17 protein-coding genes are annotated in these 20,547 nt (G+C 59.2%); 1 reads left to right on the top strand and 16 read right to left on the bottom strand.

All coding sequences use genetic code 11. From position 1 onward, the window contains the following. Position 1: 1 nt before the first annotated feature. Positions 2–1,525, top strand: coding sequence for a glycosyltransferase family 39 protein (locus K0F75_RS15350; protein WP_219062717.1), 1,524 nt, complete (start codon positions 2–4; stop codon positions 1,523–1,525). An 89-nt stretch (positions 1,526–1,614) separates the two neighbouring features. Here K0F75_RS15350 and K0F75_RS15345 read toward each other — a convergent pair whose 3' ends face one another. From K0F75_RS15345 to K0F75_RS15270, 16 genes are all read right to left on the bottom strand, one after another. Further along, positions 1,615–2,862 (bottom strand): SfnB family sulfur acquisition oxidoreductase, encoded by a 1,248-nt coding sequence (locus K0F75_RS15345; RefSeq protein ID WP_219062716.1) that lies wholly within the window; start codon positions 2,860–2,862, stop codon positions 1,615–1,617. A gap of 11 nt (positions 2,863–2,873) precedes the next feature. Further along, positions 2,874–3,476, bottom strand: a complete 603-nt coding sequence (locus K0F75_RS15340; RefSeq protein ID WP_257604399.1) for an OmpW family protein — start codon at positions 3,474–3,476, stop codon at positions 2,874–2,876. Between the two features lie 301 nt (positions 3,477–3,777). Then, the gene (locus tag K0F75_RS15335; RefSeq protein ID WP_219062715.1) at positions 3,778–5,019 is read right to left on the bottom strand and encodes an acyl-CoA dehydrogenase family protein; all 1,242 of its coding nucleotides are present in this window, start codon (positions 5,017–5,019) and stop codon (positions 3,778–3,780) included. 31 nt (positions 5,020–5,050) lie between these two features. Then, positions 5,051–6,478 carry an LLM class flavin-dependent oxidoreductase gene (locus tag K0F75_RS15330; RefSeq protein WP_219062714.1) on the bottom strand — a complete coding sequence of 476 codons (1,428 nt, stop codon included), beginning with the start codon at positions 6,476–6,478 and terminating at the stop codon, positions 5,051–5,053. A 258-nt stretch (positions 6,479–6,736) separates the two neighbouring features. Beyond that, positions 6,737–7,924, bottom strand: coding sequence for an acyl-CoA dehydrogenase family protein (locus K0F75_RS15325; protein WP_219062823.1), 1,188 nt, complete (start codon positions 7,922–7,924; stop codon positions 6,737–6,739). A 90-nt stretch (positions 7,925–8,014) separates the two neighbouring features. Then, a complete protein-coding gene (locus K0F75_RS15320) occupies positions 8,015–8,860 on the bottom strand; it encodes an amidohydrolase family protein (RefSeq protein ID WP_219062713.1) in 846 nt (281 codons plus the stop codon). Next, positions 8,857–10,005: an FMNH2-dependent alkanesulfonate monooxygenase gene (gene ssuD / locus K0F75_RS15315; RefSeq protein WP_219062712.1), complete on the bottom strand. Its 1,149-nt coding sequence runs from the start codon at positions 10,003–10,005 to the stop codon at positions 8,857–8,859. The genes K0F75_RS15320 and ssuD overlap by 4 nt, the downstream gene beginning before the upstream one ends. Before the next feature lie 388 nt (positions 10,006–10,393). After that, positions 10,394–12,541 carry an EAL domain-containing protein gene (locus K0F75_RS15310; protein WP_219062711.1) on the bottom strand — a complete coding sequence of 716 codons (2,148 nt, stop codon included), beginning with the start codon at positions 12,539–12,541 and terminating at the stop codon, positions 10,394–10,396. Beyond that, entirely contained in the window at positions 12,538–12,951 is a 414-nt protein-coding gene (locus K0F75_RS15305; protein WP_219062710.1) for a response regulator, read from the bottom strand. The genes K0F75_RS15310 and K0F75_RS15305 overlap by 4 nt, the downstream gene beginning before the upstream one ends. After that, entirely contained in the window at positions 12,936–14,684 is a 1,749-nt protein-coding gene (locus K0F75_RS15300; RefSeq protein ID WP_219062709.1) for a PAS domain-containing sensor histidine kinase, read from the bottom strand. The genes K0F75_RS15305 and K0F75_RS15300 overlap by 16 nt, the downstream gene beginning before the upstream one ends. Before the next feature lie 259 nt (positions 14,685–14,943). Beyond that, positions 14,944–16,032 (bottom strand): macro domain-containing protein, encoded by a 1,089-nt coding sequence (locus K0F75_RS15295; protein ID WP_219062708.1) that lies wholly within the window; start codon positions 16,030–16,032, stop codon positions 14,944–14,946. After that, positions 16,029–16,673 carry a DUF4433 domain-containing protein gene (locus K0F75_RS15290; protein WP_219062707.1) on the bottom strand — a complete coding sequence of 215 codons (645 nt, stop codon included), beginning with the start codon at positions 16,671–16,673 and terminating at the stop codon, positions 16,029–16,031. The genes K0F75_RS15295 and K0F75_RS15290 overlap by 4 nt, the downstream gene beginning before the upstream one ends. Before the next feature lie 731 nt (positions 16,674–17,404). Then, entirely contained in the window at positions 17,405–18,139 is a 735-nt protein-coding gene (locus K0F75_RS15285; RefSeq protein ID WP_219062706.1) for a helix-turn-helix transcriptional regulator, read from the bottom strand. Positions 18,140–18,377: 238 nt separating this feature from the next. Continuing rightward, positions 18,378–18,905 (bottom strand): inorganic diphosphatase, encoded by a 528-nt coding sequence (gene ppa, locus K0F75_RS15280; RefSeq protein WP_219062705.1) that lies wholly within the window; start codon positions 18,903–18,905, stop codon positions 18,378–18,380. Between the two features lie 115 nt (positions 18,906–19,020). Then, complete coding sequence (locus K0F75_RS15275) at positions 19,021–19,833, bottom strand: zinc-dependent peptidase (protein WP_219062704.1); 813 nt, start codon at positions 19,831–19,833, stop codon at positions 19,021–19,023. A 6-nt stretch (positions 19,834–19,839) separates the two neighbouring features. Then, complete coding sequence (locus K0F75_RS15270; RefSeq protein WP_219062703.1) at positions 19,840–20,487, bottom strand: DedA family protein; 648 nt, start codon at positions 20,485–20,487, stop codon at positions 19,840–19,842. Positions 20,488–20,547: the final 60 nt, after the last annotated feature.

Genomic DNA, 20,547 nt, shown 5'->3' with positions numbered 1-20,547 from the left:
AGTGCGTAGAGTACTTTCTCCCCGAATGGAACAGCTGGGGTTGATGCTGTTGGCGTTGCTGCTCATCGGCGCGGGCCTGGGTTTGCGACAACCGCTTGATGTGGATGAAGAGCGTTTCCTCGGAGTATCCCTGGAGATGCTGCAGGACGGTTCCTGGTTTATTCCGCACCGCGCCGGGGAAATTTACCCGGACAAGCCCCCTCTGTTTATGTGGGCGGTGGCGTTTTTTACACGGTTGACGGGCCTGTCCAAGATTGCGCTGTACTTGCCCGCGCTGCTCGCCGGCGTGGTCGCGACAGGGTGCTTGTACGACCTGGGTCGGCGCTTGTGGAATCGCCGTGTCGGGGTCATCGCTGCGCTGCTGTTCCTCGGGACCTATCAGACCTTCAGCATTCTCAGAACCGGGCAGATCGATGGCTTCCTCTGCCTGTGGACCGTCCTCGGAATGTATGGCCTGGTGCGCCATCTGCTCCTTGGCCCGGCGTGGGGCTGGTTCTATGTTGCCTGCGCCGCCATGGGCTTTGGCATCATCAGCAAGGGGGTGGGGTTTGTCCCGATCCTGATGTTGATCCCTTATTTCTATGCCGTGCGCAAGGGTTGGCCAGGCGTCGTGGCGATGCCTGGCCGGGGACTCTCCTGGCTGCTCGGTCTGTTGGTGATGCTGGCGGCCGTTTCGGTCTGGCTCGTGCCACTGGTGGTGAGCGTGACGCTGCAAGGTGACGCAAACGGTATTGCTTACATTAAAGAAATCCTTCTGCACCAGACCGCCAATCGCTATGCCAATGCCTGGGAGCACAAGGAGCCGTTCTGGTACTTCTTCGTCATTGTCATCCCTAAATACTGGCTACCGATGTTCCTCGCGCTGCCGTGGTTCGTGCCCGCATGGCGCAAGCAGTTGGCTAAACATGACGGTCGGGTTTTGGTCTTGCTTGGCTGGGTCGTTTTGGTGCTCCTGTTTTTCTGCCTGAGCAGCGGCAAGCGTAAAATCTACATCTACCCGGCCTTGCCCGGCCTGGCGCTGGTGGCGGCCCCTCTGGTGCCGTGGCTTCTGCACCGCTGGTTTGTCCATCGCCCCCGTGGCCGCAAAATATTTTTTGCGCTGACGTTGGTCTGGTTCGGTGCCTGGTTTGCTCGCGGCTTTATCGAGCCGATCAACGACGGTCCAAACCCGCACGAAGCCATCATGCGTCAGGCTGCCGAACTGACGGGTGGGGCAGACCTGGTTCTGGCCCAATGGCGGGAAGGACATTGGTTATTCGCTCGACAGCCCATCGTACATTTCGGCTTTCTGACGGGGTCTACGGTCGATCAGGCCGCTCTGTGGTTGAGAGGTCATCCGCAGGCATTTGCCCTGGTTCCCTCGGGTGATCTGGCTCGATGCTTCCAGCCGGAGAAGGCCCGCCAGCTCGGTAATACGTCGCGGGCCGACTGGTCCCTGGTCGGTCCCGATGCGGACAATGGTCAATGCAACCCGGAGCCGCCCGCCAAGGTGTACCGATTCGTCTGGCAATCTTCCGTGATATGAGCGGCGTTGGCTGGGCGGGTGCGGCGTCGGGTTGATTTTTTCAGGGGGATACACCTCGTCAGCGCGACTGTGCTGACGAGGTGCAAGGCTTACAGCCAGGGGTGACGCGGCGGCTTGATCTCGTTCAAAACATAGTTGCCGATGGCGTGGAATTTCCAGCGCACGGGGTCGTGCAGAGTATGGGTGCGTGCGTTGCGCCAGTGACGGTCTAGGCCGTATTCCTCCAGCGTGGCGCGGGTGCCCGCCAGCTCAAACAACTTGTTGCTGGCCAGGATGGCGGCCTCGGTGGTGAGTATCTTGGCTTCTGCGGTGCGGATCGAGGCCACTGCGACGCTGTCTTCGCTCGGCTCGAGCAAGGCGTGGTCGATGGCGTCGGCAGCCAGATCGAGGACCGCTTCTGCGGCGCGCAGGCGCACCTGAATGTCGCCGATTTGTTGCAGGATATACGGGTCTTCAGTGGCCTTTTCCTGACCCGAATCAATCCAGGGGCGAGTGAAGCTGCGCACATATTTCAGGGTGTCTTCCAGGGCGCTACGGGCCAGGCCGGCGTCGATGGCAGCCTGGAGAAACTGGGAGATCGGCCCGGCAGCGGTAGGGTTGGCAAATGCGCGCCAGATCGGGATCACATGACTGGCCGGTACGCGCACCTTGTCGATCAGCACCGTGCCGCTTGCGGTGGTCCGCAGGCCGAAGCTGGACCAGTCGTTGACCACCTTGAGCCCCGAGGTATCGCGCGGGACGATGGCCAGATGCGGCAAGCCCTCATCATTGACCGCAACGATAGGAATCCAGTGTGCCAGCAAGGCCCCGGTGGAGAAAAACTTCTGCCCTTCGACGATAAAGTCGTCGCCCTCTGCGCTGATTTTGGTTTGGAACTCTGCAACGTTGCGCCCGCCGCGTTCGGAGAAGGCATTGCCGAAACGAGTGCCGGACAGCGCGAGGTCGAAGAAGAAGCGTTTCTGCTCCTCGGTGCCGTCCAGTGCGATGTGCACGAGAATGACGAAATGGTTCTGTGGCAACTGGCCCAGCGAGGCGTCGGCGGCCGCGATCAATTTGAAGACTTCGGCCACGGTACGGTAACTGGCCCCTAAGCCGCCGTACTGTTTGGGCACGACGATGCTCCACAGGCCGCTTTGCGAATAAGCGTCCAGTTCGGCGAATGGCAGTCGGCGTTCGCGGTCGCGCTGGATGGTTTCCTGGGCGAACTGGACGGCAAGTTGCTTGGCGGCATCGATGGCCTGGGCTTCGCTTTCCAGGCGAGTGGCGGGTGTTTTGGACTGGATCTGCAGGTACGGATCGCTCGGGCTGGCGGTATCGACTTTAGGTAATGAGCTCATGATGATTTCCTTTAGAAGCGGTAGCCGAGGTTGAGGCTGTAGATGGTGGGGTCGACATCGACACTGCCGACCTTGGTGCCAGCGATTTTTACGTCGCTGTTGATCTTCGCGTAGCGCACGTCAGCGCCCAGACTCCAGTGCTCGTCGATGGCCACATCCACACCGGCCTGAAACGCCGCGCCCCATGAGTCGGAGAGTTCAAGTTTGGCGCCGTTGTCCAGGTGCTCATCGAAGAAGTAGGTGTAATTGATGCCTACGCCTACGAAGGGCTGCACTTTGGCGCCGGGCAAGAAGTGGTATTGCAGCGAAACAATCGGCGGCAAGTGGCGGGTGCTGCCAACCTTGTCTCCGTTGAGCTTGATGTCGTGCTTGAACGGTAGGCCGCCGAGTACATCGATGGCCCAGTTGGGGGTGATGAAGTAGGCGATGTTGAACGTGGGACCGATAGAGCTATTGATGTCTATGGTCCCGGGCGTGATGTTGCCAGGGTCGGAGGTAGGCACAATGTCGCTGATACCTACGCGCACTTGCCACGGGCTTTCTGCGTAGACCAGTGGCGCCGCGACACATAGCAGGGCCCCGAGGGTTGTACGTCTTAGCCAGCGATACTGCATAAAGCACTTCCTTGATTCCAGGTGTGACGGACAGCGTTTTAAACGCCGATAGGGTTTGCTCCACCACGTCCGTACATCCGGTATGCAGGGCAGCACCAGACCTTTTGCAGGCTTTGTGCCAGATATCAAGTTGTTGGTTTTTAACGACTTTATGTCGATATAGCTGCGCGCAAGTGTCTGTCGAGTGACAGTGATGATGAAGTTCTGTTGCTGGCCCGACAGTCGTTTTTCCGTGGCGCGGAATAGACAAAGGCCAGCGCAAGCGCTGGCCTTTGTCGTCAGTGGGGCGATACCCGGTTTTTCAGGCGGTCTGCTTGCTGCCACCTCCGATCTGCCAGACATAAGGTGGTTCGGTGCCGTTGATTTCCCAGTCGCCGATGATGCGTTCCTTGTAGATCAACGGGTTGTGCGAAGCCGTTGTGCGGGCATTGCGCCAGTGCCGATCGAGTTGCTTGGTGGTACTGGTCGCCGATGCGCCCAGTGCATTGAACAGGTCGCTGGTGGCGCGTAGCACCAGTTCGGCGATTGCTACCTGCGCCTGGGCAGACTCCAGTTCTGCGGCGATGTTGGCATCGCGCTCTGCTTGTTCGTCCTTGCCATAGCGGGTGAGGTAGGCCCGCTGCGAGGCGTGCGCGGCCCGGATGGCGGCAGCTTCGGCGGCGTAGACCTGGGCCGACGCCTTGCCCACGACCTGTTGGATCTGGGCATCTGCGCTGGCGGACGACGCGTTGCCCGTGCTGAAGATGCGCGTACGTGTGCGCACTTCCTCGGCGATGTCGCGCACGGCGGCACGACCGGAACCCACCAGCACGGCCAGCAGCGTCAATTGATAGAACGCTGTCTGGTATTTGAAGCGGGTGGAGAAGTCGATGATGTTCTCTTCTTCGACCACGGCGTTCTCAAATACCGAGGTGCCGCTGCCGGTTGTGCGCTGCCCGAAGCCGTCCCAGTCGTCGCTCTGACGGACGCCCGGTTGCTGGACCCTGACGGCGGCGATCACGTCGGCGCCGTTGTCATCGCGCTGGGCATACAGGTCGATCCAGTCGGCGAAAAGGCTGCCGGTGCTGTAGTACTTGGTGCCATTCACGACCCACTGCTCGCCCTGACGGCTGACGCGGGTGATGACCTGGCCGATCTTCACGCCGCCCACCTCGGTCCAGGCGTTGCCGACCAGTTCACCGGCGACGAAGCGTTTGAACCAGACATCCTGAGAGTGGGTGGCGTGGGCGTTGAGACGGTCCTCGACAAACGCCAGGTGACCACGCAGCGCTTGCGGCAAGTTGGAGTCGGCCTCGGCCAGCTCGATCAGCAACTGGACCAGTTGTGGCAGCGAGGCGCCGGCTCCGCCGTGTTCAACCGGGATGCGCACGGCACCGAAACCGGCCTCTTTCAGCCATTTGATTTGCTCGAAGGGCAGTACGCGGTTGCGTTCACGCGCCACCGCGCCTTCGGCGATACGCGCGAAAATCGGCCTGAAACGCGCAGCTAGCTGCTCGTAGTCGGTACCAAGGGACAGGGGGTTTAACGGTTGATGGCTAGACATTGATTGAACTCCTCTTGGGCGATACTGCGCGTCAGGTCAGCTTGGAAAACTTGGACGGTTTGGTGCGGTCGGTGGCGTTGGCCCCTTCCGTGAACGCGCCGCGATACTGAGCGGCAGGGTGGTCGGCTGCGGCGTAGGCTGAATCGCTGTCGAGCAGGTTTTCCCGCAGGGTGCTGCCCTCATAGGAGGTGCGCACACGACCCCGGCGTTGCAGTTCGGGGACGATGTACTCGACGAAGTCCACAAACGACCCGGGTGTGATGGCATAGGCCAGGTTGAAGCCGTCGATACCGCCGACATCCACCCAACGCTCCAGCTCATCGGCCACTGTTTTCGGGCCGCCCACCAGCACGGGGCCAAGGCCGCCAATGCTGCGGTGCTTGATGATGTCGCGCGGAGTCCATTTGCGGTGTGGGTCGGCGGTGGCGAGCAGCTCCAATACCGAGCGAATGCTGTCGTTGTCGATGGCTTCCAGGGGTTGATCCGGGTCGTACTCGGAGAAGTCGATACCGGTCCAGCCGCCGTAGAACGACAGCATGCCTTCGCCATTGCTGTAGCCCAGGTATTCCTGGTATTTGGCTTGCGCAGCTTCATCGCTTTCGGCGGTGATCACCGTGAGCAACGTGAATATTTTCAGCGAGTCGCGTGTACGGCCTGCCTCCACGGCGCGGTTGCGGATGTCATCGGAGACTTCACGCGCCTGTTCCGGAGTGGCCGGGCTGATGAACACGCCTTCGGCATGCTTGGCGGCAAAGGCGCGACCGCGGGTGGAAGCGCCGGCCTGGAAAATTACCGGCGTGCGTTGCGGCGACGGCTCGGACAGGTGGATGCCGGGCACGTCGAAATACTTACCTTTGTGACCGATGGGGTGAACCTTGGTCGGGTCGGTGAAGATGCCTTTCTCACGGTCGCGCAGCACCGCGTCTTCATCCCAGGAACCCTCCCACAGCTTGTAGGTGACATCCAGAAACTCGTCGGCGATGTCGTAGCGTTCGTCGTGGGAGATCTGCTGCTTGAGGCCGAGATTGACTGCGGCGCTGTTCAAGTAGGAGGTCACCACGTTCCAGGCCACGCGGCCTTTGGTCAGGTGGTCGAGGGTGGAGAACTTGCGCGCCAGAGCATACGGCTGCTCGTAGGTCAGCGCAGAGGTCACACCGAAACCCAAGTGTTTGGTCACGGTGGCCATGGCCGGCACCTGAAAGAACGGGTCGTTCACCGGCACCTGGTCGGCGTCAACCAGCGAAGTTTCCACCGAGCCGCGATAGACGTCGTAGACACCGACGACGTCGGCGATGAACAGCGAGTCGAAATAGCCGCGTTCGAGCAACTTGGCCAGGTCGACCCAGTAGTCGAGGTCCTTGTATTTCCACGCCTGGCTTTCCGGGTGACGCCAAGTGCCAGCGGCCTGGTGGCTAACGCACGTCATGTCGAATGCATTGAGAATAATGCGAGATGCCATAGTCGGTTAACTCCTTACTCGATAGGTTCATTAAGCGCACGCGGCACATGAATGATTGTTTATGTCGAGATTGCACAGTCCGTGCCGAGTCAGGAAAGCCGCGTAATACAAGGGGTCTGGCTGTTTTTAGCGTCTGCAAGTGTTGGCCGGGCAACACTTTGCTGTTTGATTGAGCGATATCCAACAGTCCGGTTCGCCGCTAGGAGAGGCCGGGCAGCAAGCCCGGCCCGGTAATCAATTTCCTGCGTGGGCAGGGGCTCAGGAATAAAAACTGGGAGTAGGCGGTGTCTGCTTCAACGCCCACTCGCCGAGTTCGCGGATGCGATAGTCCACCGGGTCGTGCAGGGTCTGAGTGCGCAGGTTGCGCCAGTAGCGATCGAAGCGCCGAGATGCGTTGGTCGCACGGGCGCCGGTGACTTCGAACAGGCGGTTGCACACGTCCAGGCCGATCCGCGTGGCATAGACTTTGGCGCTGCCGATGGCGAGGGCCAGTTGCGCGCGCTCCTCGGCTTCCAGGTTTTCGGCTCTACTCCAGGCGTGGTCGAACCGTGTATTGGCCCGTTCGGCCAGTGCGCGAACGGCCTCCAGCCCCGCCCAGAACTCCCCGTAGTGGGCCAGCACGTACGGGTCGTCAACGGCTTTGCTGACATCGGCCTTGAACCAGGGGCGCGCCTCATTAACCGTATAGTCTCGAGCCTCTTCGAAGGCGCCTTCGGCGATCCCCAGGAACAGGTTGACGAAGGTCAGTTGCGCCAGCAGCGGCCTCAGGCTGGAAAAGTGCGTGCTCAGCGGGCCTGGATCGAGGAGCAGTTCGTTCTCCTCGACCCGCACGCGTTCAAAGCTGGCGCTGCCGCTGTCGGTCTGGCGTTGGCCCATGTTGTTCCAGTCGCCGTGCAACGTGATGCCGGTACGGTGGGTGGGAATGGCCGCAATCAGCAGCTTGCCACTGGGGCTTTCGTCCAGCGCCGAGGCGATCAGCATGTCGGAGTCGCTGGAGCCGGAACAGAAACTCTTGGTGCCGGAGAATTCGCGCCAGCCGTCGAAGCGGGTCGCTATCGTGCGGGTGTCCAGAGGATTGAGGGCGTTGCCCCAGAACCAGTTCTTGCGGGCGGTCTGTTCCAGCAAGGGCTGCCATTGATCTGGCCTGGCGAACAGGCGCACGGTGGCCAGCATCAAGTGCTGGAAGCCAAAGACGTGGGCGATGGAGCTGTCGACTTTGGCGAACTCGCGAACGATATTCAGGGCTTCGCTCCAGCTGGCACCGAGGCCGCCGAACTCGCGGGGAATACTGAGGGCGAGCAAGCCGCTGTCGCGCAGGGCGTCGCGCTCGGCCTTGGGGGTGCCGCCGCGTTCGTCGCGCTCGGCAGCGGTCGTGGCAAATCCGGCCGCCAGACGACGGGCGATCTGCAAGGGATCGTTTGGGGTGGTCACAGGTGACTCCTTGATTGGCTAGGGCGCAGGCCGTCACCGAGGTTCATGCGCCGGGCATCCCCCGTTGATAGACAGGTGCTTGCTCCGGCGCTTATCCAGGCTGCGTTACAGGCCGAACAGCCTCGCCGCGTTACCGTAGAACAGCTTGTCGAGTGCCGATTCGTTAAAGCCGAGGGCCTGGGCGTCGTCGATGGACTGGCGGATCGGCCTGAACGGATAGGACGAGCCAAACAGCAACTGGTCGCCAAGAAAGCTGTTGCCCGCCTGGACATAGGCTTCGCTGCCGGGCTGGAACAGGTACATGTCCGGGACCAGATAAATGTTCGGGTAGCGGAAGGCGACGCCGATGGCCTGTTGCACGTTCGGCCAGTAGCCGTGGTAGCAGACGATGGACAGTTGCGGGAACGCCTGAGCAACTTTGGCCAGGTGCCCTGGGTTGTTGAACGCCGGGTCGGGCGTGGTCGGGCCACTCATCAGGAACAGCGGGATACCGCGCTGTTGCAGATGTTCGTAGATCGGCCAATACAGCGCATCGTCCGGATGACGAGCCGGCGCGCCGAAGCCCGGCTCCAGGTCGATGCCGGAAAGGCCGAGCAGGTTGATAGCACGGTCGATCTCGGCAATAGCACCGTCGATGCCTTGCAGGGCGGGGTCGATACTGCCGATGCCGAGCAGTTCGTCATGGCCCTGAACGATGCCATGGATCAGGTCGTTGGGCAGATGCTGGCTTGGGGTGTGGCGGCCGACCACCACCGCCTTGCTCAACCCTGCATCGCGTACTTCGTCGAGGAAACCCTCGGGCGTCAGCGAGCGGGCGAAGTGTTCATCGTTGCCGCGAGTGCCCACTCGGCGATTGAGCCAGCGTGCGGTGGCGTATTCCGTGGAGCCGGGTGTGGCGCCGAAGAAGTCGTGGAGGTACGCCGGCCGGCAGCGCAAATCGATGACTTTCATGCGGCGGCCTCATCTTTTGCCTGTTTCTTGCCCGCGCGAACGTCGAACGCTCCCCCGGTCAATACCTGATCGCTCACGGTGACCGCTTGCTTGCCCGGCAGCAGCGGGAACACCAGTTCAGCGAAGCGGAAGGCCTCTTCCAGATGGGGGTAGCCAGACAGAACAAAGCGGTCGACGCCAAGGGCGGCGTATTCCAGCAGTCGTGCGGCGACTGTTTGTGGATCACCGACCAGCGCGGTGCCAGCGCCGCCGCGTACCAGGCCAACACCGGCCCAAAGGTTAGGCGACACTTCCAGCTTGTCGCGTTGCCCGCCATGCAGGGCGGCCATGCGCCGCTGGCCTTCGGAGTCCATCTTCGCGTAGTTCTGTTGCGCGTCAGCGATGGTGTCGTCGTCGAGGTGGCTGATCAGTTCTTCGGCTGCGGCCCATGCCTGCTCGTTGGTTTCGCGCACGATCACATGCAGACGCACGCCGAAATGCACCGTACGGCCGTGTTTTTTGGCCCGCGCACGCACGTCGGCGATTTTCTCGGCCACAGCTGCGGGCGGCTCGCCCCACGTCAGGTAGGCGTCGACATGCTTGGCGGCCAGTTCATGGGCGGCCGGTGAGGAGCCGCCGAAATACAACGGCGGATGAGGGCGCTGGACCGGCGGGAAGAAGTTTTGCGCGCCTTCCACCCGCACATGCTTGCCCGCGAAATCCACGGTCTCGCCGCTGAGCAGTTGGCGCCAGACGGTGAGGAACTCATCGGCGGCTTCGTAGCGTTGGTCGTGATCGAGGAAAATGCCGTCGGCGGCTAATTCAGTGGCATCACCACCGGGCACCACGTTGAGCAGCAAACGTCCGTGGCACGCCTGGTCCAGGGTCGCTGCCTGTCGCGCAGACGCAGTGGGGTTGCCGAGAGAGGTGCGCAGTGCAACCAACAATTTGATGCGCTGAGTCACCGGTACCAGGCTGGCGGCGGTGATCCACGGGTCGAGGCAACTGCTGCCCGTCGGGATCAACAAACCGTCATAGCCAAGGTTCTCGGCGGCCACAGCGATCTGCCGCATGTATTCGTTGGTGGCCGGGCGACCGCTGTCGGACTTGCCCAGGTACCGGGTGTCGCCGGAGGTGGGCAGAAACCAGAAAATATCGAGACTCATGAACATAATCCTCGTTGCAGGGGTGGGCGTCACTGGCCTCGAGCAAGGTGAGGAGCGACGGGGCGTGCAACGCAGGGCAAGTACGGCTTTGTTATCGGGGCTTGCTTGGGCAAGTCTGTGAGAAAACGTCGACAGCCAAGAAAGAGCAAAAGTTGTACCAGAAGCACAACCTGTTGATTTATATAGGATTAGATGTTTTTTCGGGGAGGGCGGTCTGTTGCGGTGCGGGCAAAGTGTTTCATGGCTGTTTGCGTGGCAACAGTTGGGGCGCAGTTCAGCGCGTAGGCGCTGGCTTGCCTGCGATAAGGGCCGACGAAATTGGAGGCGTGAAGACAGTTGTTCCTACAAAGGATTAGCGTTTGACTGGGCGTCGGTCGTAACGCTGAATTTACAACGGCTGGCCCACTCTGCATGAGTCCAGCAATGTCAGGCGTCTATCCTCGCGCAGTAATTGCTCGATGGCATGCAGGCCCAGCGGACGACTGAACAGATAGCCTTGAATCTGATCGCAGTGGTTGCGTTGCAGGAAGTCCATTTGCTCGACGGTTTCCACGCCTTCGGCAATCACGTCCAGCTTCAGGCTATGGGCCAAGTGGATGATGGCCAGGACGATGGCGGCGTCTTCCGAGTTGACGGTGACTTCGCGGATAAAGGAGATATCGATTTTCAGCGTGTCGATTTGAAACCGGCGCAGGTAGGACAGGCTCGAATAGCCGGTGCCAAAGTCATCGATGGACACCTTGATGCCCAGGCCGCGCAGTTTTTGCAGGCTGACGATGGTGCGCTCGGTATTGATCATGAGAGAGCTTTCGGTCAGTTCCAGTTCCAGTAAATCGGCTGCAACATCGTTGTTCGTGAGGGCGCTGATGACATCTGTCCACAGCTCGCCCTCATTGAATTGGCGGGCCGAAACGTTGACCGACACTTGAACCGGGCCGATGCCCGAGCGTTGCCACTGGGCGATCTGCCGACAGGCAGCGGCGATTATCCATTTGCCGACCGGGATGATCATCCCGGTCTCTTCCAGGGCTGGAATAAAGGCATTGGGCGAAATCAAACCATGGCCGGGACGCTCCCAGCGCAACAAGGCTTCCAGGCCGCAGACGCGGCCGTCGCTCAGGCGTACCTTGGGCTGATAGTGCAGGACGAACTCTTCATTCTCCACGGCTTTGCGCAGGGCTGTTTCCAGATCAAGGCGGGCCAACACCTCGGCATTCATTTCAGCCGTAAAGAATCGATAGCTGTCGCGACCGGCTTGCTTGGCCCGATACATGGCGGTGTCGGCGAATTTGATCAGTGTGTCCGGAACGATGTCATCGTCGGGGTACAGGGCAATCCCGATGCTTGCGGTCACCGGGACGTCATGGCCCTTTAGGTGGAAAGGCGCACGCAGTTCCTCGCGGACTTTGTTGACCATCGAGGTCGCGCCTTTCTGGCCGTCCTGCGTCATCAGGATGAGCGCAAACTCATCGCCACCCAGCCGTCCGACGGTGTCCCGGATGTCCACGCATTGCACCAGACGGTTACTGAGCTGGCGTAACAGTTCGTCGCCGATGGCGTGCCCGAAGGTGTCATTGACGTTCTTGAAGTGGTCCAGATCGATGAACAGGACCGCCACTTGCCATTTTTTTTCTGCGGCTTGAGCGAGGATGATTTGCAGGGTGGCATAAAACTGGGTGCGGTTGGGCAGGCCGGTGAGGGCATCGTAATGGGCCATGTGCAGCAGGCGCTTATCGGCCTCTTTACGCTCTGTTATATCGCGCACGACCCCGACGATGATCCATTCATCTCCCGAGCGATAAGCCTGACGGCGAATCTCGACCTGCACGTGCGAGCCGTTCTTGCACCGCAATTGGGTTTCGGTCAGTTCATTGGCGTTTTGGCCGGCGATAATATCGTCAAACAGCACCTGCAAGTCTGCGGTGGAGGAGCCGTCCAGTTCACCGGGGCACATCTGTAACAGTTCTTCGCGGCTATACCCGAGCATGTCGCAGGCACTGGCATTGAATTCGACGAAGCGCAAAGTGCTGCGATTGATGAGTGTGATAGCGTCCGCGGTCACGTCCATCGCCGTGCGAAACTGCTGCAGGTCCGCAGAACGTTGCTGTACCTGATCCTCAAGTTTGGCGCTGTGTTTGCGAAGCAAATCGCCAAACGTTTTGAGCCGCAGCAAATTTCGCACACGCAGCCACAGTTCGGCTCGGTCCACGGGCTTGCTCAGAAACTCTTCGACGCCGGCTTCCAGGGCCGCCAGGCGCGAGCTTCGGTCGCTCAACGCGGTGAGCATGATGATTGGAATGCTCGAGGTCTCAGCATTGGCCTTGAGATGGCTGGCGACCTGACAGCCATCCATTCCAGGCATCATGACGTCGAGCAGAATCAGGTCTGGCTGGGCGTACTTGATCGTCGCCAACGCCTTTTCGCCACTCACTGCGGTGCGGGTCCGATAGCCCTCGTGCTGCAGTAGCAGTTCCAGCAGTTTGCGTACATGGGGGTCGTCATCGACGATCAATACGGTTGCAGATGAACTGATCATGGGGTGGGCTCGGGCGGTGTCGTGTGAGGGGCGCTCGGTCCTGCGCGGTTGGTCAGCAACGTATCGATCGCAGCGTACAGCTCCCGGTAGCGCAGAGGCTTGGCGATGTAACCGTCGCAGCCGGCGATCTGACTCTTTTCCTTATCCTCCTTCATGGCCATCGCCGTCAGCGCTATGACGGGAATATTGGCCGTGGCAGGGTCCTGCTTGAGCAAGGCGGTAGCGGCAAGCCCGTCCATCCCGGGCAACTGAATGTCCATCAGGATCAAGTCGGGTTGTTTCTCGCGCGCGAGTGTCAGTCCGGTTTCCGCGTCCACCGCACACAACACGGTATGGCCCGCATTGCTGAGCAGCAGCCGGGCCAGCTTCATGTTGGCGGCATTGTCTTCAACGATCAGTACATGGGCCATGGCGTTGTCGCTCTTGTTACCTGCGGTCGCGGGGTTTGTCCTGAATCACGTAATGGCAGCCAGACGACGAAGCGCGCGCCGGCCCCAACCAGGCTGGCAACGGCCACGGTGCCGCCGTGTAGTTGGGCGAGTTGCTTGACCATCGCCAGCCCCAGTCCCGTGCCCTCGAATTTTCGTGCGAGGCTGCTATCTATCTGGCTGAACGCCTGGAACAGCTTGGCCATGTCCTCTTGGGAAATACCGATGCCTGTATCGCTCACACAGAGTTCAAGAAATTGCGTATGTTCGCTGTCGGCGAGGGGGAAACCGTACACCGGCCACTCGCCGGCCAGTGTCCCTACCACATCGCGATCAACCCGGCGGGCCGAGAGGATTACACGGCCACCGCTTGCACTGAACTTGACCGCGTTGGCCAGCAGGTTGTAGACAATTTGCTTGGTCTTGCGCGGGTCCAGCACGAGTACATCGAAGTCTTCAGCGGTTTCCAGCTCAAGACGGATGCGCTGGGCCGCCGCCTTTTCCCTGACGATTGACAAGCTATTGCCCAGCAGGCTCTGCAGGTCAACCGCTTCCAGTTCCAGGGCCATCATCCCGGCCTCAACCTTGGACAGGTCGAGGATGTCATTGATCAGAGACAGCAAATGCTGGCCGCTGGTGAAAATGTCGCCGACATATTCGAACTGAGTCGCGCTCATTTCACCCGCCAGACCATCCTTGAGTGCCTCGGAAAAACCGATGATAGCGTTCAAGGGCGTGCGTAATTCGTGCGACATGGTGGCCAGGAATTCCGACTTCATGCGGCTGGCATGCTCCAGCTCGATATTCTTTTCCTCCAGAGTGCGCTCGAAGCGTTTGCGCTCGGTCACGTCGCGGGCAGCGGCGAAAACCCCCTGTAGCTTGCGGTCGCGGTCATGAAATGTGGCGGCGTTGTAAGACACCACCGTCTCCGTGCCGTTATGCGCGCGCACGGTCAGTTCATAGTCGCTGACCTTGTGCTCACTGAGCACGCGCTTGATGGCTGCATCCGCGCGCACCGGGTCGGTAAAGAATTTTTTGCAGGGTGCGCCGATCAGTTCATCACGGGTACGACCGGTAAGGGCGATCATCTGTTGATTGACGTCGGAGATGATCCCTTGGGGATCGGTCATCATCAACGCATCGATATTGGATTCGATCAGGGAGCGCGTGTAGAACTGCTGATCACGCAAGCGCTGATCGAGCAATGCCTGGGCTGCCTCCTCCTGCTTGCGCGCGGTGTTGTCAGTGCCGATCAACAGATAGCCGATGATGTCGTCCTGAGCGTCGCGCAGGGCAGTCACCGAGACAATGGCCGAGAAACGACTGCCATCCTTACGGATGTAGGTCAGCTCGTAGATGTCCTCGATGCCCCGCGATGCCTTGAATACAAGGGCTTCGAAGCCTGGGGTGATAGGTGTGTCCAACTCCAGGCTGAGCGTGGCAGCGCGCGCGATCAACTCCGCAGGGTCAGAGATATCAGCCGGTGTGATCAGATTGACGACATCCTGCGCCTCATAGCCGAGCATGCGCTCCGCACCGACGTTGAAAATCTGGATCACACCCTTTTCGTCAGTGGCGATACTGGAGAAATAGGCGCTATTAAAGATAGCGTCCTGCAGGGCGCCAGTTTTGAGCAACGTCTCCTGCCTACGGGACTCGACTACACCTTCGGCACGCAACAGTCGCGCACCATCGCCTGAACTGTTCTCGTCCATTGGGTTCTTTCCGTAAACAATCACACCAGCGAACCGAAAAGGCAGCGCCGCAGAGCATGCTCACAGATTGCCGCTAGAAAAGCAGGCGAGGAGGAGATGAAGTCCGCAGAAGATAACAGACGCAGGAGGGGGGTAGCATTTATTCGGATGGGTTTGGTGTTGTTTTACACGCGTAAGCTGGTTTTTTGAGTGGGTTGGTGGCCAAGGCGAAGATTGACGACCTGCTTACTGCCGGGGCTATGGGCCGTCTCACGAACCCCTAGCAGGTAGCCATCTCAGGCTTGAAGCTACTGGAGGTAAGGCGTTTGAGCGCAATATCAAGCGCCTGGTCGTCGAACAGCCTGCTTTTGCGAGCTGCAGCACCGGCTCCACCATCCCAATGCCTCAATGCTTCGCGCACGGCAGGGACGGTCGGGGAAACCCCTTCCTGGCTCAGCAACCAATCAACTGTCGCCAATAATTCCATGCCAAAGGGCGACTCAAAGCCATCGATCAGCTCGGCAGTGCGCTCCAAGGCTTGGGAATACTCCCTGGCTTCTGTTTTGAGATAGGTTTGCAAAAAGGCTTTACGCTCTTCGTCAAACCAGATCACATCACTGATACCCGCATCGCTGATGCGTTTGTCGCAATGCAGGTAGCTACCATCGAGACTATTGAGCAGATGCTCCAATCGATTGGCATACGGACCGTATTTATGAGCTACGAACTTAAGGTTTAAAGGGTTCTCGGCGCCTGGTAGCTTTTCTATGGCGCGCTCCAGGAACCAGGCCAGCTTCTGAATCTCAAGCAGGCTGCATTCCATGCCTAAAACCCAATAGCGTCGAACCAATTCGGCTATGAGCGCGCGAGCAGGCGTGAGTTTTTCCACTCCGCTACGTTTGGCGACATTCAGATACTGGCTGGAAGGTTCGTACACCAAGACGTCCACATCCAGATCACTCAACACAGCAACAATCTGTTCGCGGACCTCAGGCCATTTTAAGCCACCGTTACCGGCGCCCAGCGGTGGAACGGCCACAGACTTAACCTGATTTTCAATCAAAAAACGGCGCAGATCATGCAGGCCTTCCGTCACCCATGCCATCTGCGAAGGTGATCGCCAGTGACGTTTGGTAGGGAAGTTTACGATCCAGCGGGGTCCTTCCAGCTCGTTGACTGCGGTTACGTGAACTTTGCCTGTCTCCACTTCCCCAGCCTTGCAGGCAGCCGAGTACAGACGGTAATTCTCTGCGAAGCGCTCTTTGAACATCAGCGCGATACCTTTACCCATCACGCCAACGGTATTCACCGTATTGACGAGGGCTTCGGTCTTGGCTTCCAGAAGGTTGCCTTGGGTGAATCTGATCATTGGAAATACCATCCCGGACGCGCATGGACAGACAACGTCAGGCCTCTAGCGGCGACGTCCTGCTCTATGCGTTCTTTCATTGCATCGGTGTAGCACATGATGCCAAGGAGTCCTGTAATCGGTAGGTGGTGGTGAATCAGCGCTTCGGCCTGATAACGCTCCATCTTTCGAGGGTCATCAGGATCACGTTTAAAGTCACGCCGTTGAAGGATAGACCAATCGATCTCGCGGAGATTCGCCAGATCGCTGTAATAGTCTGTCCAATCCGGGTAGGCATGTGCGTTTGTGAAGACGAACGGTAGGCCAAGCTGTTCGACGCGGTACAGGCTGGAGACCAGAATCACGATCTCGTCGTTGCTGCGCTGCTGAACACTCCACCCGGAGTGAATGTTTTTCATCATCACAGAGAAGGGGGTGAAGTAGAAGGGCACGTAGTCGGCCAACACGCCTGCAGGAGCAATAGGAACACTGCGAGTGCGGCGTTTGTCGATTAAGTCAGCGTTGCCAATATTCACGTACTGCGGCGCCTGCACCTCGGAGCTGGCGCAATGCAGACCGTTGTCCAGAATCCAGGGCAGATTACCGCGGTGGACGATCCGCCAAATCAGAGCCTTCTCTGGATTCAGACTGCTATAAATCATCTAAGAAACATTCCCCGATTCACGGTGAGACACACCTTAACACCTGCCTCGTGCATTTTTTTTCGTGCAGAGCCTCTCGATATCAGAATCTGGGACAAAAAGTATTGAAAAGTCTTTCGGTGCGACGGTACCGCCTGTTTCAACTCGACCAAGACAGTACGCGCCTCGATGCCGCGCTTGAGGACGGTGCGTGTTTCTGCTTGACGGCCTTGCGGTATCCATTTGAAGCGGTGGGGCGCTCCAACTCATGGCGTCAGTGGAGGAGTATGAGATTTACGTGTCGCTGTTTTTTAGTTTTTGCGACACGTCACGGTATCGCGTCGCCGCCGACGACACGTCAGGGGTACATGTGTTCCTGAAACTTTCTTTTCGCTGCATGACAGGTTGCATTCCAACGAGCCGCGATTGCGTGCGGCGGGCTCGATAAAGAGGTTTTTCAGGACTTTTTGGGGATTATTTCGGACAATTAAAAAGCCGGCTTGTGGCCGGCTTCTCGGGGACGGTTTTGGTTTATTTTTGGTAAACCGCAACCGCCTTCAAAATGTGCGACCCGCAACGGGGGCGACTGAATGGGGGGCGACGCGAACGTAGCGTTCGGGGCGTCTAAAACGAGGCGCGTAGCATACTTGGGTTAGTGCCTGATGCCCAGCGTTTGGGCCGATCATTCTCGTTCTGCGTCAGGGACGTGATCGAGGGCGCCCGCTCAATCGTGAGCACGAGGTTTAGCACGATTACCGAAACGATGCCGTTTGTCGGCGGGTGTTTAATGTTGACCACCAAAATACCCAGCCCATGACCCGAATGTTTTGTTTCTTGATTTGTTCGGCGCTAAAAAACTCGTCCGGGTATTCGGCGCTGTTGTGGCTGCGTAGGCGCATGGCGCCGCAGGGCAGGCGATAGAGGTATTTCACGCGGAGCATGCCGTCGTGTTCGAGGGCGTACATTTCGCCGTCGATGACCTGTGTCGTTCCGCGGTCTATGCCGATGATCGAGCCGTCCTGGATCGTCTCGGCCATGCTGTTGCCGATGATCGCGGCACACACGGCGTTGCTGGGGTCGATGTTCATGGCTTGCAGGGTGTGCAACGACAGGCGGACTTTACGGCCGGGGGCTTCGGCGACGACGGTTCGGCCAGGGCCGTGGGTGGATGCGATTTCCTTGAGCAATGGCACGCGCACGTCTTCGGAGGACAGCGGGGCGTCTGCCCGGATGGCGACTGAAGTGCTGCTGTTGTTGTAGGTGTTCTCGATGCGTTCTTTCGGGTGTTTGGGCCCATCACCCGAGCGCAGCCACTGTGGGTTGACGGTCAATAATTCAGCCACTTCCACCAGTCGGGCCATAGGGATGCCGCGCTTGAACCAGTTGTTCACGTGCTGCGGCGTCACTTGGCGATTGGCGGCAAAGTCCGTGGCTGAGAGATGGCACTCCCGAAGGAGGGCGCGTAAGCGATCACCTGATGTCTTCATAAGCACCGAGTTTACGGAGGTCGTGAGCTTGTTTAAATAAACGAGGTGTTCAAATGAGCGGTGCGTCAAATCGCGAAATGAGCGCGCGTACTACAGGCGTGAGGCTGCTTTGTAGGGGGTTTCCATCAGTGTTTCGTGACCGGTAAACAACAGAAGTTCGAGGCGAAAAAAAGCCCTGGCTTCTCATCAAGAAGCCAAGGCTCTTTCACGGTGCTACTGGCGCAGCAACCGTCGTCGATCAGCCCTTGAAGGCAGCAACCGACTTCATGATTTCAGTGCGAGCGGCTTCTGCATCGCCCCAACCTTCGATTTTCACCCATTTGCCTTTTTCGAGATCTTTGTAGTTCTCGAAGAAGTGCTTGATTTGCTCAAGCAGCAGGGGCGGCAGGTCGGTGTATTCTTTAACGTCGACGTACAGCTGGGACAGCTTGTCGTGCGGGACTGCGATGACTTTGGCATCGCCGCCGCCGTCGTCTGTCATGTGCAGGATGCCGACCGGACGGGCGCGGATAACCGAGCCTGGCGTAACCGGGTAAGGGGTTACGACCAGCACGTCGAGGGGGTCGCCGTCGTCAGCCAGGGTGTTCGGGATGAAACCGTAGTTGGCCGGGTAGAACATGGGGGTGGCCATGAAACGGTCAACGAACAGGCAATCGGTTTCTTTGTCGATTTCGTATTTGATCGGCGCGTGGTTGGCCGGAATTTCGATCGCGACGTAGATGTCGTTCGGCAGGTCTTTACCAGCCGGAATCTTGCTATAGCTCATTGGGCGTTGCCCCCGTAGTTGACCAGTCAGGCTTTGGTCGAATCGACCAAAAAGTGGTGGCGATTATAGGCATACTCAGAGCCGGTTGCCACGCGTGGCGATTGGCCCATAGACCTTAGTAGTGGGTCTTGTAGGCGGGATGGTCATGGCGAAGTTGCCGCAGGCGTGCCAGGGGGTCTTGCCGGTAGAAGGCTTTCAGCTGTTCGTAGACGGCTGGATAGGCCGCGATCAACAGGTTCGGCGCGCTGAAGAAGTACTCGCTGGTGACGGCGAAGAATTCTGCAGGGTTTTCTGCGGCGTACGGATCGATGGCCGGTTGGGCGTGCGGGTGGTGATCCAGTTGTCGGTTGAGGTCGTCGTAAGCCGTTTGCATGACGCTGGCCCAGTCGCTGCTGCGCATGTCGCTGTGCAGCGGCGGCACCCCATTGGCGGCGCCATCGAGCATGTCGAGCTTATGCGCCAGTTCATGGATGACCAGGTTATAGGCGTGCCAGCCACCGCTGGACAACACCCCCGGCCACGCCAGAATCACCGGCCCTTGGGACCAGGCTTCGCCGCTGTGTTTGCCGTTCCATTCATGCTCGACGCCGTTGCTGTCGCGATGGCGTTGCGGGCTGATGAAGTCGTCCGGGTACAGCACCAGTTCGTGAAAACCCTGGTACCAGTTCAACTCATCAAGGTTGAGCAGCGGCAATTGTGCCTGGGCGGCGAGAAACAGACGTTGCTCGTCGTCCAGTTCGACGCCGGGCAGGGCGGTCAAGTGCTTGTCCTGAAGGAACAGCACGCTGCGTTCGCGCAGGCGCTGATCCTCCTCGGCATTTAACCCGTCGAGAATCGCCAGCCGTTGCCGGACGCGATCCCAGACCTGTTGATCGACCGGATGCTGGTCGAGAATCCGGCTTCTGTGCCAGGCGCCAAGCGACCACATCAAGTGTCAGCGCGCAGCAGCTGAACGGGCCAGACGCCCGCGCACCAGGCCAATGATCATCGGCATCAGTGACAGCAGAATGATCGCGACCACGAGCAACGACAGGTTCTTCTTGATGAACGGTACGTTGCCGAAGAAGTAACCCAGGGTGACCAGCCCACCGACCCAGGCGACAGTGCCCAGTACGCTAAAACCTAAAAAGCGCGGGTAGGGCATCTTGGCCACGCCCGCAACAAAGGGGGCGAAGGTGCGGATGATGGGCAGGAAGCGCGCCAGCGTTACGGTTTTACCGCCATGGCGATCATAGAAGTCATGGGTTTGTTGCAGGTAGTCGCGCCGGAAAATTTTCGAGTTCGGGTTGCTGAACAGTTTTTCGCCTGCTGTTCGGCCGATCACGTAGTTAGTGCTGTCACCAAGAATCGCCGCCAGCATCAGCAGGCCGGCGAGCAGGACCGGGTCCATGCCACCACCGGCTGCAACCGCGCCAGCGATGAACAGTAATGAGTCACCGGGCAGGAATGGCATGACCACCAACCCTGTCTCGCAGAAAATGACGAGAAACAGGATCGCGTAGATCCAGACGCCGTAGTTGGTGACGAGCATGTCGAGGTACACGTCGAGATGCAAAATAATGTCGATCGGGTTGAAGTCCATGTACGGCACCTGTGTAGATGACCTGATTCTGGGTCGTGTGCTAAGGGGAATGCTGGGGCG

The sequence above is a fragment of the Pseudomonas sp. UMAB-08 genome (genome assembly GCF_900095225.1).
Taxonomy (GTDB): domain Bacteria; phylum Pseudomonadota; class Gammaproteobacteria; order Pseudomonadales; family Pseudomonadaceae; genus Aquipseudomonas.
Note: the sequence above shows the minus strand (reverse complement) of the source record. Positions and strands in the feature narration are given on the sequence as shown.

Coding starts and splice junctions, on each gene's coding strand:
- ppa (WP_219062705.1), bottom strand. CDS start 18,905: ATGAGCTATAGCAAGATTCCGGCTGGTAAAGACCTGCCGAACGACATC.
- K0F75_RS15330 (WP_219062714.1), bottom strand. CDS start 6,478: ATGGCATCTCGCATTATTCTCAATGCATTCGACATGACGTGCGTTAGC.
- K0F75_RS15320 (WP_219062713.1), bottom strand. CDS start 8,860: ATGAAAGTCATCGATTTGCGCTGCCGGCCGGCGTACCTCCACGACTTC.
- K0F75_RS15345 (WP_219062716.1), bottom strand. CDS start 2,862: ATGAGCTCATTACCTAAAGTCGATACCGCCAGCCCGAGCGATCCGTAC.
- K0F75_RS15290 (WP_219062707.1), bottom strand. CDS start 16,673: ATGATTTATAGCAGTCTGAATCCAGAGAAGGCTCTGATTTGGCGGATC.
- K0F75_RS15310 (WP_219062711.1), bottom strand. CDS start 12,541: ATGATCAGTTCATCTGCAACCGTATTGATCGTCGATGACGACCCCCAT.
- K0F75_RS15270 (WP_219062703.1), bottom strand. CDS start 20,487: ATGGACTTCAACCCGATCGACATTATTTTGCATCTCGACGTGTACCTC.
- K0F75_RS15335 (WP_219062715.1), bottom strand. CDS start 5,019: ATGTCTAGCCATCAACCGTTAAACCCCCTGTCCCTTGGTACCGACTAC.
- K0F75_RS15285 (WP_219062706.1), bottom strand. CDS start 18,139: ATGAAGACATCAGGTGATCGCTTACGCGCCCTCCTTCGGGAGTGCCAT.
- ssuD (WP_219062712.1), bottom strand. CDS start 10,005: ATGAGTCTCGATATTTTCTGGTTTCTGCCCACCTCCGGCGACACCCGG.
- K0F75_RS15295 (WP_219062708.1), bottom strand. CDS start 16,032: ATGATCAGATTCACCCAAGGCAACCTTCTGGAAGCCAAGACCGAAGCC.
- K0F75_RS15275 (WP_219062704.1), bottom strand. CDS start 19,833: ATGTGGTCGCTTGGCGCCTGGCACAGAAGCCGGATTCTCGACCAGCAT.
- K0F75_RS15300 (WP_219062709.1), bottom strand. CDS start 14,684: ATGGACGAGAACAGTTCAGGCGATGGTGCGCGACTGTTGCGTGCCGAA.
- K0F75_RS15305 (WP_219062710.1), bottom strand. CDS start 12,951: ATGGCCCATGTACTGATCGTTGAAGACAATGCCGCCAACATGAAGCTG.
- K0F75_RS15340 (WP_257604399.1), bottom strand. CDS start 3,476: ATGCAGTATCGCTGGCTAAGACGTACAACCCTCGGGGCCCTGCTATGT.